The sequence below is a fragment of the Amycolatopsis sp. NBC_00355 genome (genome assembly GCF_036104975.1).
Lineage (GTDB): Bacteria > Actinomycetota > Actinomycetes > Mycobacteriales > Pseudonocardiaceae > Amycolatopsis.
Genome location: NZ_CP107982.1, coordinates 253,514 through 266,108 on the forward strand (window position 1 = coordinate 253,514; position 12,595 = coordinate 266,108).

General features: G+C 72.5%; 12 protein-coding genes. 8 read left to right on the plus strand and 4 right to left on the minus strand.

The genetic code is table 11. The features are described from left to right. Positions 1 to 48: 48 nt before the first annotated feature. Genes OHS18_RS00965 through OHS18_RS00980 form a run of 4 tightly spaced genes read right to left on the minus strand, consistent with a single transcriptional unit; the run spans position 49 to position 4,269 of the window. Positions 49 to 1,452: an MmgE/PrpD family protein gene (locus OHS18_RS00965; RefSeq protein WP_328615532.1), complete on the minus strand. Its 1,404-nt coding sequence runs from the start codon at positions 1,450 to 1,452 to the stop codon at positions 49 to 51. Next, complete coding sequence (locus OHS18_RS00970) at positions 1,449 to 2,270, minus strand: cyclase family protein (protein ID WP_328615533.1); 822 nt, start codon at positions 2,268 to 2,270, stop codon at positions 1,449 to 1,451. Before OHS18_RS00970 ends, OHS18_RS00965 begins: the two co-directional genes overlap by 4 nt. Then, positions 2,267 to 3,085, minus strand: a complete 819-nt coding sequence (locus OHS18_RS00975; RefSeq protein WP_328615534.1) for an HpcH/HpaI aldolase/citrate lyase family protein — start codon at positions 3,083 to 3,085, stop codon at positions 2,267 to 2,269. The genes OHS18_RS00970 and OHS18_RS00975 overlap by 4 nt, the downstream gene beginning before the upstream one ends. Further along, a complete protein-coding gene (locus OHS18_RS00980) occupies positions 3,082 to 4,269 on the minus strand; it encodes a CaiB/BaiF CoA transferase family protein (RefSeq protein WP_328615535.1) in 1,188 nt (395 codons plus the stop codon). The genes OHS18_RS00975 and OHS18_RS00980 overlap by 4 nt, the downstream gene beginning before the upstream one ends. A gap of 246 nt (positions 4,270 to 4,515) precedes the next feature. Between OHS18_RS00980 and OHS18_RS00985 the strand changes: the two genes are divergently transcribed. From OHS18_RS00985 to OHS18_RS01020, 8 genes are read left to right on the plus strand one after another with little or no spacing between them, the layout of a single operon-like run. Further along, entirely contained in the window at positions 4,516 to 5,760 is a 1,245-nt protein-coding gene (locus OHS18_RS00985; RefSeq protein ID WP_328457075.1) for an ABC transporter substrate-binding protein, read from the plus strand. Beyond that, positions 5,757 to 6,770, plus strand: a complete 1,014-nt coding sequence (locus OHS18_RS00990) for a branched-chain amino acid ABC transporter permease (RefSeq protein WP_328615536.1) — start codon at positions 5,757 to 5,759, stop codon at positions 6,768 to 6,770. Before OHS18_RS00985 ends, OHS18_RS00990 begins: the two co-directional genes overlap by 4 nt. Next, positions 6,767 to 7,813, plus strand: coding sequence for a branched-chain amino acid ABC transporter permease (locus OHS18_RS00995; RefSeq protein ID WP_328615537.1), 1,047 nt, complete (start codon positions 6,767 to 6,769; stop codon positions 7,811 to 7,813). The genes OHS18_RS00990 and OHS18_RS00995 overlap by 4 nt, the downstream gene beginning before the upstream one ends. Then, positions 7,810 to 8,544 (plus strand): ABC transporter ATP-binding protein, encoded by a 735-nt coding sequence (locus tag OHS18_RS01000; protein WP_328457069.1) that lies wholly within the window; start codon positions 7,810 to 7,812, stop codon positions 8,542 to 8,544. Before OHS18_RS00995 ends, OHS18_RS01000 begins: the two co-directional genes overlap by 4 nt. Further along, complete coding sequence (locus tag OHS18_RS01005; RefSeq protein WP_328457068.1) at positions 8,531 to 9,232, plus strand: ABC transporter ATP-binding protein; 702 nt, start codon at positions 8,531 to 8,533, stop codon at positions 9,230 to 9,232. The genes OHS18_RS01000 and OHS18_RS01005 overlap by 14 nt, the downstream gene beginning before the upstream one ends. Next, complete coding sequence (locus OHS18_RS01010) at positions 9,229 to 10,578, plus strand: MmgE/PrpD family protein (protein ID WP_328615538.1); 1,350 nt, start codon at positions 9,229 to 9,231, stop codon at positions 10,576 to 10,578. Before OHS18_RS01005 ends, OHS18_RS01010 begins: the two co-directional genes overlap by 4 nt. Continuing rightward, a complete protein-coding gene (locus OHS18_RS01015; protein ID WP_328615539.1) occupies positions 10,578 to 11,213 on the plus strand; it encodes an aspartate/glutamate racemase family protein in 636 nt (211 codons plus the stop codon). Before OHS18_RS01010 ends, OHS18_RS01015 begins: the two co-directional genes overlap by 1 nt. After that, positions 11,210 to 12,589, plus strand: a complete 1,380-nt coding sequence (locus OHS18_RS01020) for an FAD-dependent oxidoreductase (protein WP_328615540.1) — start codon at positions 11,210 to 11,212, stop codon at positions 12,587 to 12,589. Before OHS18_RS01015 ends, OHS18_RS01020 begins: the two co-directional genes overlap by 4 nt. The last annotated feature ends 6 nt before the right edge of the window (positions 12,590 to 12,595 follow it).

Sequence of the window (12,595 nt, forward strand, 5' to 3'; positions counted from 1 at the left end):
GTCGTGAGTGTTCAGGGCGGTTCTAACCGCCCTGAACACTCACGACCGTCAGGTGCGCAGGAGTGCGGTCAGCTCGCCGAGGTCGGCCAGCTCCGCCAGGCCGTACGTCAGCTCGGTGATGCGCGTGCTGACGTCTGCCGGGAGGACCCGGGCCGCGTTCAGGCGGAACTTCGTCGCCAGCTCCTCGGCCGACAGGGGGTTCTGGGGGCCGCCGCGGTTGGCGTCGACCCGTTCCTCCAGTTCGCGGCCGTCGCGTAGCCGCGCGCGCAGGACTGCCGGGAACTGGTGGGGGAAGATCTCGTCGCACCGGGCGTCCGGGACGCACGTCACCTTCGCCGCCAGGGCCAGGCGCGCCGGGTCCGCCGCGGCCTCGTCGGTGAAGTCGTCGTGGAAGACGCCCAGCCCGCCGCCGCCCAGGAGGCCCGCCGCGACCGTGTACGGGCCCGAGAACGCCGCGTGGTACCCCGACTTCGGGCGGATCTTGTCCTCGCGCGGCTCGGCGATCGTGCGCAGCACCGACGTCGGCGCGCCCAGTTCCAGAGCGACGATCTCCGCCGGGTCGACACCCAGCGAACGCAACCGCCGGGCCGCGTCGATGCCCGCGTGCGTGAAGTGGTTGCAGGGGTACGGCTTGAAGAAGATCCCCGGCAGTTCCCAGTGCTCGCCGAGGCCGTCGACGATCGCGTCCACATCGGACTGATCGCCGCAGAACGCCTGCAGCAGGCCGAACCGGCCTTCCAGGACCGTCGGCGGGCCGGTGATGCCGTGGCGCGCCAAGCCCGCCGCGGTGACCGCCGCGTGGGCCGCCCAGCCGCAGTGGATCCGCTTCACCGTGCCGCCGGTGCGGTTCGCCTCCAGCAGGCCCGAGCCCATGCTGGCCGCGATGCCGAGCGCGTCGGCGATCCCCTCGGCGTCCACATCGGACAGCATCGCCGCGGCCGCCGCCGCGCCGAGGGCGCCGCAGATCGCCGTCGCGTGCAGGCCGCGTTCGAAGAACACGGAGTTGCCCAGTTCCTCGTCGTAACCGGCCATGCCGAGCCGGACGGTGATCTCGACGCCGACGCCGATCGCGTCCAGCAGCTGGGCCCCGGTCGCGCCCCGGGACTCCGCAACGGCGAGCGCGGCGGGCACCACCGACGCCGACGGGTGCAGCACCGAAGGCAGGTGCGTGTCGTCGAAGTCGAGCGAGTGCGCGAGGGTGCCGTTCAGCAGGGCCGCGCTCGGCTCGGGCAGCCGGTCGCCGGTACCGATCGCCGTGGCCCGGCCGGTGCCGCCCCACTCCCGCACCAGCGCGCCGACGGCGGCCGCGGGACGCTCCGACGTGGCGGCCAGGCTGTTGCCGAGGACGTCGAGGACACGCCGGGCGGCGTCGTCCCGCAGTTCCGGCGGCAGTCCCTTCGCCCGCACCGACGTGGCGAACGCGGCCAGCTGCTGCACGATCGTGGCGGTCATGCGGACACCGCCGCGAGGGGCCGCACGGGGGAGCCGGTGCCGCCGACGATCCGCAGCGGTGCCAGCACGAACACGAACTCGTGCACCCCTTCGGCCGCGACGGCCTCCAGGTTCAGGTGCTCCATGATGAAGATGCCCGACTCGACGAGCAGGATCCGGTGCACCGGCAGCACGGCGTGCCCGGCCCCGGCGGGGATCTGCTCGTAGGCGGTCGTGTCCGCGCCGGTCGCGACGACACCGCGTGCCGCCAGCCACTCCGCCGCCGATGTCGTGGCGCCGGGGACGCCGGTCTCCTTGCCCATGTACGTCGCCGGGTTGTCGAAGTTCCGCGCCCAGCCGGTGCGGATCAGCGCGACGTCGCCTTCGCCGGGCTCGGCACCGGCGAGCTTCACGGCCGCGTCCAGGTCGTCAGCGGTGACGCCGTACCCCGGCTCCAGCGTGGGGACGTCGTGCACCGCGGCGACGTCCAGGAGTACCGCGCGCCGCAGCAGGCCGGGCAGGTGCTCCGCGCCGTGCGTGCGGAACACGCCGCCCTGCTGGGCTTCGGCGGCGTCGACGTCGCCGTGGAGCTTGCCGTCGTGGCTGACGTGCGAGAGCGCGTCGATGTGGGTGCCGACGTGCCCGCCGGTCACGATGATCTCGTTGGCGGCCGAGCCGCCGTCCGGGCGGCGCATGTCGCCGTGGCGGCGGATCAGCGTCATCCGGAACCCGGGGTGGTTCGGCGAGCAGGGCATGCCGGTGAAGAACGGCTGCCCGAGCTCGATCAGCCGGACCCCGCCGGCGATCGCGGCCAGCAGCGGATCCTGGGTGCGTGTCATGAGTGCGGGCCTTCCTTTCCTGCGGACTCCGCGTGCGCGAGCACCCACCGGGCGCGCGCGACGATCGCGGCGTCGACGAACTGTCCGTTGTGGTCGATCCAGGCGGCCGACTCGTCCGTCGAGAGCCGGTCGAGCAGCTCGCTCGCCCACGCCGTCTCGGCCGGATCGGGCGCGAAAGCCTCGTGCACCACGGGAATCTGGGCCGGGTGGATCACCGACCGGCCGAAGAACCCGGCGCGGCGGCCGGCTTCGGTGCTGGTGCGCAGGCCGTCGAGGTCGCGCACGGCGGTCCAGACGCTCTGCACCGGGCTCGGCAGCCCGGCCGCCCGAGCGGCGACGACCACCCGGGACCGCGGCCAGGTCAGCGCGTCGCCACCGGCGACCCGCAGGTCCGCGGCGAGGTCGGCCTCACCGAGGGAGATCCCGGCGACGAGCGGGTGCGCCGTCGCGATCACCAGCGCGTTCTCGACGCCCAGCGCCGATTCCAACACCGGGTACACCGGCACGCCGAGCGCGTCGGCGACGCGGCGCAGCTCGCCCGGGTCCTCGCACTTGGGCACCCGCACCCCGGCCGGGGCCAGCGGTGCCAGCGCGGCGATGTCGGCTTCGCCGGCCGGGGTGCCCGGCGCGTTGATCCGGACGAACGCGGTCGCGCCGTTGCCCAACGCGTCCAGCACCCCCCGCCGGGCGTCGTCTTTCGCGGCCGCGGCGACGGCGTCCTCGAGGTCGATGATGACGGCGTCCGCCGGGCCGGCCAGTGCTTTCGCGATCCGGTCCGGCCGGTCGCCCGGGACGTAGAGCCAGCTGCGGATCACTTGATGACGCCTTTTTCGCGCAGCGCGGCCAGTTCCGGCTCGCCGACGCCGTAGCGGCCGAGGACCTCGGCGGTGTGCGCGCCGAGCGGCGCCCCGGCCGAGGTGAGGTGCCCGGGCGTCTCCGACAGCCGGAACAGCACGTTCTGCATCTTCACCGGCCCCAGCTCGTCGTCTTCGACCGTCGCGATGCTGTTCAGCGCGGCGAACTGCGGGTCGGCCATCACGTCGGCGGCGGTGTAGATCGGCGCGACGGCGGCCTGGGCCTCCTCGAACGCCTTGACGACGTCGTCGCGGTCGCGGTCGGCGATCCACGAGCCGACGGCGTCGTCGAGCAGGTCGGCGTGCTGCGCGCGCTCCGAGCCGCTGGCGAACCACGGCTCGTCGATCAGCTCCGGGCGCCCGACCAGCCGCATGACGCGTTCGGCGATCGACTGGGCGCTGGTGGAGATGGCGACCCAGCTGCCGTCGCGGGTGCGGTAGGTGTTGCGCGGCGCGTTGTTCGTGGACCGGTTGCCGGTGCGCGGCTGCAGCGTGCCGAGCTGGTCATACGCGATGATCTGCGGCCCGAGCAGGGTGAGAATCGGCTCGATGATCGCGAGGTCGACGACCTGCCCGCGCCCGGTCTGGTCCCGGGCCCGCAGCGCCGTCATCACGGCGTAGGCGGTGGTCAGCGCGGCGATCCCGTCGGCGAGGCCGAACGGCGGCAGCGTCGGCGGGCCGTCCGGTTCGCCGGTGATCGCGGCGAACCCGCTCATCGCCTCGGCGAGCGTGCCGAAGCCGGGTCGCTTGGCGTACGGGCCGATCTGGCCGAACCCGGTCACGCGCGTGAGCACCAGGCCGGGGTTGATCTCGCGCAGGACGTCGTAGCCCAGCCCCCAGCGCTCCAGCGTGCCCGGGCGGAAGTTCTCCACGACGACGTCGGCGTCGGCCACGAGCTTCTTGAAGATCTCCTGGCCCTCGGGGGAGCCGAGGTAGAGCGTGATCGCCTTCTTGCCGCGGCCGAGCATCTTCCACCAGAGGCCGACGCCGTCACGCTGCGCGCCGTGGCTGCGGACCGGGTCGCCCTTCGGGTGCTCGATCTTGATCACCTCGGCGCCGAAGTCGCCCAGCAGCGTCGCGGCCAGCGGGCCGGCGAACAGGGTGGCGGTGTCGAGCACCCGGATCCCGGACAAAGCGCCCGTCATGGGGCGTACCTGCCTTTCTCGTCCGGCGGCCCGAGTGCGGATGCCCGTTTCGCCGGGGGGAACAACTGTGAACGTCGTGTTTCGTGGTGACGTCTCTCCGTGTTCCCCAAGTTCGCACTGATCACGCACGTCCGTCAAGTTATGCGCAGATGTTGACCTGACGTCGGGCCGGGTGTCACGATGACCGACAACAAATCTGGCGTTTCGCTTAGCGGAACGACAGCCCTTCCAGTGGGAAGAGGTGACATGTCCGCACGAAAACTCGTCGCGGCGCTCGGCGCGTGCGCCCTGCTCGCGACCGGGTGCGGGGGCTCGGCGCCGATGGGGGCCGGCGGCGCGGCCGCGGGGCGGGACGAGGGCCCGGTGAAGATCGGCGCGCTGCACCCGGTCAGCGGTTCGAACGCGGTCGACGGCCTGCAGATGCGCCGCGGCGCGCAGCTCGCGGTCGACGCGATCAACGCGGCCGGCGGCATCAAGTCCCTGGGCGGCCGCAAGGTCGAGCTGGTCACCGGCGACACCCAGGGCAAGGCCGACATCGGCCAGAGCGAGGCCCAGCGGCTGATCTCGGCCGGCGCGGTCAGCCTGGTCGGCACCTACCAGAGCGCGGTGAGCACCAACGTCGCCGTCGTGGCCGAACGCAACCGGGTGCCGTTCGTGATGGACGTGACCGCCTCCGACGCGATCTTCGCCCACGGCTACCGGTACTCGTTCCGCGTGCAGCCGGGCAGCAAGGCGATCGCGACCGCCGCCGCCCAGTACCTGAAAGCGGTGTCGGACCAGGCGGGCAAGCCCGTCCGGAAGGTCGCGTTCCTGCACGAGCAGAGCGACTTCGGCAGCGGCGCGGCCGACGCCTTCAACGCGGCCGCGAAGCAGCTCGGCATCGCGATCGGCCCGAACATCAGTTACGACGCCACCACCGTCAGCGACCTCACCGCGCAGGTCACGCAGGTCAAGGCGTCCGGCGCGGACGTGCTGGCCGTCGCCGGCTACTACCGCGACAGCCTCCTGGCGGCCAAGGCGATCGCCTCGGTGAAACCGGACCTCAACGCGGTCTGGGGCGTCTCGAACGGCGCGTACGACCAGCCGAAGTTCGTCGCCGACGCGGCCGCTCTCGGCAACCTCTACTTCAGCGCCAACTACCACTACGACGCGACAAATCCCGAGACCGTCGCATTGCGCGAGAAGTACCAGAAGCAGTACGGCGACCCGATGCGCACCGGCGCGGTCCTGTCCTACGACGCGGTCCAGGTGATCGCGCACGGTGTCGAGCAGGCCGCGAGCACCGACCCGGAGAAGGTCCGGGACGCGATCGCCGCCGCTCAAGTCGCGCCGCTGACCGTCGGGCGCGGGCCGATCCAGTTCGCCCCCAACGGCGACAACCGCAACGCCTTCCCGGTGCTGATGCAGGTCCGGGACGGGCGCGTCCAGCAGGTCTATCCCCCCGAAAAAGCCGAATCCCGGCCCGACTACAGGGTGGCGTGGCGCCCATGACCGAACTCGACACCGGGGCGCCCGTCGTCCCCGAAACCGCACCTCCCGACCGGAAAGCCAAGGTGGACCAGGGTTTCCTTCGCCGCGCAGGCATCGTCGCCGCGATCCTCGTGGTCGCGGTCGTCGTGGCGCTGCTGCAGTCCGGCAGCGGCCTGGTGGTCTGGCAGTCGGTGGTCACCGGCATCCTGACCGGCGGGCTCTACGGCCTGATCGCGATGGGGCTGACGCTGATCTTCGGCGTGCTCGACATCGTGAACTTCGCCCACGGCGCGTTCCTCGCGGTGGCCATGTTCCTCTCCTTCGGCATGGTGCAGGCCACCGGATTGCACCCGTACCTGACGCTCGTCGTCGCGGTGCCGGTGCTGTTCCTGCTCGGCGCCGCGGTGCACCGCGGGCTGCTGTCCGGGGCGGGTGGCCGGTCGCTGGAGAACCAGCTGCTCATCACGCTCGGCCTGTCGCTGCTGCTGGAGAACGGCCTGCAGATGTTCTTCGGCGCCGAGCCCAAGACCATCACACTGCCCGGCGACTTCCAGTTTTCGCTGCTGGGCGCGGTGGTCGCGGGTTCACGGCTGTACGCGTTCCTCGGCGCCGTCGTGCTCGGCGGCTTGTTGTTCTGGCTGCTGCGGCGCACCCGGCTGGGCACGGCGATCCGCGCGGTCGCCGCGAACGCGCCGGGCGCGGCCCTGGTCGGCATCAACGTCCGCCGGATGCACACGCTGACCTTCGCGATCGGCACGGCGTGCGCGGGGGCCGCGGCGGTGCTCGCCGGCCCGCTCGTCACCGTGACGCCGACGCTGGGGGACCAGTTCAACATCACGGCGTTCGTCGTCGTGGTGCTCGGCGGCATGGGCAACGTCGCGGGCGCGCTCGTCGGCGGCCTGCTGATCGGGCTGGTCGAACAGCTCACGACGATCTACCTCGGCGGCCAGAGCTCCCTGCTCGGCGTCTTCGTGGTGTTCGTGCTGGTGCTCTTCCTCCGCCCGCAAGGTTTGTTCGGGAGGCGAGCATGAGCACCATCACCATCGCGGCGCCGACCAACTCGGACGCCGTCAAAGCACCGCCGTTGCGGCCGCAGAACCGGCAGTTCGCGATCCTCGCCATTCTCGTGCTGGTCGCGATCCCGCTGCCGCTGATCCTGCCCGCCGCCCAGGGCGCCGTCGCCGTGCGGATCCTGATCTTCCTGCTGATGGCCGTCGGCTGGAACATCATGAGCGGGTTCGGCGGGATGTTCAGCTTCGGCCACGCCGCCTACTTCGGCCTCGGCGCCTACACCAGCGCGTACCTGCTGGTGAAGCACAACGTGTCGCCGTGGATCGGGATGCTGGCCGGGATGGCGGTGGCCGCCGCGGTCGCGGTGGTCATCGGCTACTTCTCCTTCCGCTACAAGCTGCAAGGCGCCTACTTCGCGCTGGCGACGTTCGCGTTCGCGGAGATGCTGCGGCTGATCGTCACGAGCAGCGCGTTCGCCAACAAGTCCGTCGGCTACAGCGTGCCGCTGATCCAGGGGTCGTCGCTGTGGCAGATCCAGTTCCCGGCCGACTCGCCCGCGTACTTCTGGGTGGCGCTGTTCCTGGCCGGAGCGGCGGTCGCGATCAGCATCGGCTTCCTGCACTCGCGTGCCGGCCGGTACGTGACGGCGATCCGCGACGACGAACTGGCCGCGGCGTCCCTGGGTGCCCCGGTGTTGCGGCACAAGCTGATGACGGTCGCGCTGTCGGCCGCGATCACCGCGGTGGCCGGCGCGTTCTACACGCAGTATTACCTGTTCGTGAACCCCGATCTCGGGTTCGGCTCGGCGATCTCGATCCAGGCGATCGTGCCGGTCGTGATCGGCGGCATCGGCACGGTGTGGGGCCCGGTGGTCGGCGCGATCATCATCGGCTCGCTCACCGACGTCACCGCCACACTGCTGCGCACCCCACCCGGCTTCCTGGGCTTCCTGCAGGGCCGCAGCGGCCTGGACGTCGTGCTGTACGCCGTGCTCGTGATCCTCATCGTGCGGTTGCTGCCCAAGGGGATCGTCGGGACTCTCGCTGCGAGGTGGCGACGATGAGCATCGTCGAGGTGAGCGGGGTCGGCAAGGCGTTCCGCGGCGTGCATGCACTGTCCGATGTGGACGTCGAAGTCGCCGAGGGCGAGATCCTCGGCGTCATCGGGCCCAACGGCGCGGGCAAGACCACGCTGTTCAACGTGATCTCCGGGGCGCTGTCCCCGGACACCGGACGGGTGCGGCTGGCGGGCGACGACGTCACCGGCCGCGCACCCGACCGGATCGCGCGCGCCGGGATGGTGCGCACGTTCCAGCTGATGCGGCCGTTCGCGAGCATGACGGTGGCGCAGAACGTCGGCCTCGCCGCGCAGCACCACCGGCTCGGCGCCAAGGCGCTGCGCGAGCACTCCCTGGACGTCGTCGAGCGGGTCGGGCTCGGGCCGTGGGCGCACCGCGCCGCGACCGACCTGCCGACCGCCGGGCTCAAGCGCCTCGAACTGGCCCGCGCGCTGGCGACCCGGCCGAAGGTGCTGCTGCTCGACGAGGTGCTGGCCGGGCTGGTCCCGGCCGAGCGCGAGCCGGTGCTCGACCTGCTCGCCGGTCTGCGCGAGCAGGAGGGCGTCACGCTGGTGTTCATCGAGCACATCATGGCCGCGGTGATGCGGCTGGCCGACCGGGTGCTCGTGCTCGACCAGGGCCGTGTGCTGGCCGTCGGCTCACCCGCCGAGGTCACCAGCGACCCGCGGGTCATCGACGCCTACCTGGGTGAGGAGCCGACCCATGCTGACGCTTGAGAAGGTGTGCGCCGGGTACGGCCGGATGCGGATCCTGCACGACGTCGACCTGCGCCTCGACGCCGGCGAGATCGTCGCGCTGGTCGGGGCGAACGGCGCCGGCAAGACCACGACGTTGCGCAGCATCTGCGGCCAGCTCAAGCCGCTCTCGGGCACCATCACGCTCGACGGCACGCCGACGGCCGGGCGCCGCCCGGACCAGCTGGTGCGCGACGGCCTCGTGCACGTGCCCGAGGACCGGGCGCTGTTCGGCACGCTGACCGTCGAGGAGAACCTGCGGATGGGCGCGTGGACCCGCACGCCCGCGCAGGCCGCGACGTCGCTGGCCGAGGTCTACGAGCTGTTCCCGGTGCTCGCCGAGCGCCGGACGCAGACCGCGCAGACGTTCAGCGGCGGCCAGCAGCAGATGCTCGCCATCGGCCGGGCGCTGATGGCCGGGCCGCGGCTGCTGATGCTCGACGAGCCGTCGACCGGGCTTTCGCCGAAACTGACCTGGACCGTGCTGGAGGCGGTGCGGCGGATCCGGGACAGCGGGGTGGCGGTGCTGCTGGTGGAACAGAACGCGAAGCAGGCCTTGGCCATCGCGGACCGGGCGTACGTGCTGGAAAGCGGGGCGACGGTGCTGGAGGGCACGGGCGCCGCGCTCGCCGGCGACAACCGGGTCAGGAAGGCGTACCTGGGACTGTGAAACGCGAACGAGCCGCTTCCGCCACCGCGGACCTCGGTGCGTGGGTGTCCGAACTGGACGTCACGGGTGTCCCGGCCGCGGTGCTGGACCGGCTTTCCCTCGTCCTGCTCGACGTCGTCGGCGTCACCGCATTGGGTGCTTCCTTGCCGGAGCAGCGTTCCTTGGTCGACGCTTGGCGCGCGCCTGCGGGACCGGCGCCGCTGATCGGCGGCGGTCGGCTGGTGACGACCGACGCGGCGGCCTGGCTCAACGGCATGGCGCTCGTCTCGCTGGAGCTGGACGAGGGCCACAAGTACGCGAAGGGCCACCCCGCCGCGCACGGGTTCCCCGCGGTGCTGGCGCTGGCGGCCGAGCTGGACAGCACCGGTGCGGACACGGCGGCGGCGCTGCTGGCCGCCTACGAGGTGGCCGCCCGGTTCGGCCGCGCGACCACCCTGCGCGCGGGCGCGCACCCGCACGGCAGCTGGGGCGTCCCCGGCGCGGCGGCCGGCTGCGCCCGGTTGCTCGGCCTCCCGCCCGGTGCCGTCGCGGCCGCGATCGACACCGCGGCCGGGATGGGCATCGCCGGGCACTTCGACTCGGCGACGCAAGGCAACCCGGTGCGCAACGCGTGGCTCGGCGCCTCGGCGACGTCCGGGCTCGCCGCCGCCCGGATGGCGGTGGCCGGGATGGCCCGCACCACCGGCACGGCCGCGCTCTCGCTCGGCACGGTGCTCGGTGAGTTCGAGCCGGCCGAGCTGACCGCGGACCTGGGCACCCGCTGGGACATCTCGCGTGGTTACTTCAAGCGGCACGCGTCCTGCTCGTTCACCCACCCGGCCGCCGACGCCGTGCTCGAACTACGTGCGCACCCGGCGTTCCGCGCCGACGGGATCACGCACGTCCTGGTGGAGACCCACGTCCTGGGCGCCGGACTGTCCGATGTGGACTGGTCGAACCGGCTCTCGGCGATGTTCTCGACGCCGTTCGTGGTCGCGACCGCCGCGCTGACCGGCGAGGTCGGGCCGGACAGCCCGCTCGACGACCCGGACGTCCAAGCGCTCGCGGGCCGGGTCCGGCTCGTCGAAGCCGGCGACCTCACCACGCGCCTCCCGGCCGAGCGGGCGGCCCGCGTGAGCATCGCGTTCGACGACGGCACGTCCCTGACCCACGAGGTCCCCAACCCGGTCGGCGACGCCGACCACCACCCGCTGACCGAGTCCGACCTGGTCGGCATGCTCGAGAACTGGCTGCCCGTGAGAGTCGTGGACCGCGCCGCGGCGCTGGGGCGCGACCTGCCCGGCCTGCCCCGCGTCGGCGCGACGCTGCGTGAGCTGGCCGGAACCGATGAGAAGGAGCCGAACTGATGCGTGCCCTCGCGGTGACGCCCATCCACCTGCCGCCCGAGGAGATCCGGCGGCGCCAGGAGCGGTACGACCGGCTCGCACCGCCGGGCCTGGAGATCGAACTGCGGGACGTCGGCCCGTCGGCGCCGAAGACCCTCGACACCGACGAGTCCATGCGGGTTTCGGAGAACGCCGTCGCCGCCGCGCTCGAAGCGGCCGGTGACGGCTGGGACCTGGCCTTCCCGGACTGCGTGCTGGACCCGGCGGTGCCCGACGCCGTCGCCGAGCCCGCGTTGCCGGTGCACGGCCTGCTCAAGCTGTCCGCCACCTACCTCGCCGCGAAGGGCGTGCGGTTCGGCGCGGTCGTGCGCAACGAGGCGATCGCCGAGGAGTTCTCCAAGCGCATCGCCGCCTACCGGCTGACCGAGTACCTCGCCGGGATCCGCGTGCTGGACCTGCCGTTCTCCGCGATCGCCGAGACCGGGACGTGGAACGCCGCGCTCGGGACGGCCGTGCGCGAGCTGGCCGGGCTGGGCGCGACGGCGGTGCTCAACGGCTGTTCGGCCGTCGACGTCGAACCTGCCGACCTGCCCGCGCGGATCGTCGACCCGACGGCCTTGGCGATGCGGCTGCTGGCCGTCGAGGAGCAGCCGTGACCGACGGACCCGACCTCGTCGTCGCCGGTGCGGGCGGCGGGCTCGCCGGTGCCCTGCGCGCGGCCGAACTCGGGCTCTCCGTCCTCGTGGTCGAGGTGAGCGAGCACTTCCGGCGCGGCAACAACACCTCGATGTCCACGGCGATGTTCCCCGGCGCCGGCTCCCGCTGGCAGGCCGAGGCCGGCGTCGACGACTCGCCCGAGAAGTTCGTCGCCGACATCATGGCCAAGACGCACGGGCAGGCCGACGCGCGGCTGGCCCGGATCCTGGCGGAGGTGAGCGCGCCGCTGGTCGAGTGGCTCGCGGACTCGGCCGGGCTGCCGTTGTCGCTGGTCACGGACTTCAACTACCCCGGCCACGCCGTGCCCCGGTGCCATTCGATCCCGGGCCGGCACGGCTCCGGCGTCATCGACCACCTCGCCCGCAAAGTGACCGAGCACGAGAACATCGAGCTGCTCGCGCCTGCGCGGCTGGTGGACGTTTTGTCTGATGTGGACGGTGTCCGCGCGGTTCTCGTCCGGTACCCCGACGGGGCCGAGGAGGAGATCCCGACCCGGGCGGTCCTGCTGGCCACCAACGGGTTCGGTGCCGACGCGGACCTCGTCGAACGGCACCTCCCGGAGATCGCCGGGGCGTTGTACCAGGGGAGTGACCAGTCGCTCGGCGACGCACTGCGCATCGGCGAGAAACTGGGCGCCGCCACCGGGTTCCTGGACGCCTACCAGGGCCACGGCGCCGTCTCCGCCAACGCGGGCACCCTCGTCGGCTGGGCGACGATCATCCACGGCGCGATCCTGGTCGACCTCGAAGGCCGCCGCTTCGGCAACGAGATCCGCGGCTACTCCGAGTACGCCGCCGAGCTGGCCGCGCGTCCCGGCTCGACCGGCTGGATCGTGCTCGACGAGACGATCTTCGAGCAGTGCCAGCCGTTCCAGGACTTCCGGGACGTGGTGTCCGCCGGCGCGCTGGTGTGGGCGGACGACGTCGCCGGGCTCGCGAAGGCGACCGGCCTGCCGCCGGACGCGCTGGCCGAAGAACTCGCCACCGCGGCCGCGATCGCCCGCGGCGAATCCGACGACGAGCACGGCCGCACGAACTGGGAACGTCCGCTGTCGGGCCGCTACGCCGCGGTGCGTGTCGTGCCCGCGCTGTTCCACACCCAGGGCGGGCTGCTGGTCGACGAGCACGCGAACGTCGTCGACCGCCGGGACCGCCCGATCCCCGGCCTGTACGCCGCCGGCGGCGCCGCGGCGAGCATCTCCGGCCACGGCGCCGCCGGTTACCTGCCCGGCAACGGCCTGCTGCCCGCCTTCGGACTGGCCTACCTGGCCGCCGGCGACGTCGCCCGGTGCCGAACCTACGACCCCGCAAGCTGAGGAGAG

Coding starts and splice junctions, on each gene's coding strand:
- OHS18_RS00980 (WP_328615535.1), bottom strand. CDS start 4,269: ATGACGGGCGCTTTGTCCGGGATCCGGGTGCTCGACACCGCCACCCTG.
- OHS18_RS00985 (WP_328457075.1), top strand. CDS start 4,516: ATGTCCGCACGAAAACTCGTCGCGGCGCTCGGCGCGTGCGCCCTGCTC.
- OHS18_RS00970 (WP_328615533.1), bottom strand. CDS start 2,270: ATGACACGCACCCAGGATCCGCTGCTGGCCGCGATCGCCGGCGGGGTC.
- OHS18_RS00965 (WP_328615532.1), bottom strand. CDS start 1,452: ATGACCGCCACGATCGTGCAGCAGCTGGCCGCGTTCGCCACGTCGGTG.
- OHS18_RS01005 (WP_328457068.1), top strand. CDS start 8,531: ATGCTGACGCTTGAGAAGGTGTGCGCCGGGTACGGCCGGATGCGGATC.
- OHS18_RS01000 (WP_328457069.1), top strand. CDS start 7,810: ATGAGCATCGTCGAGGTGAGCGGGGTCGGCAAGGCGTTCCGCGGCGTG.
- OHS18_RS00995 (WP_328615537.1), top strand. CDS start 6,767: ATGAGCACCATCACCATCGCGGCGCCGACCAACTCGGACGCCGTCAAA.
- OHS18_RS01015 (WP_328615539.1), top strand. CDS start 10,578: ATGCGTGCCCTCGCGGTGACGCCCATCCACCTGCCGCCCGAGGAGATC.
- OHS18_RS00990 (WP_328615536.1), top strand. CDS start 5,757: ATGACCGAACTCGACACCGGGGCGCCCGTCGTCCCCGAAACCGCACCT.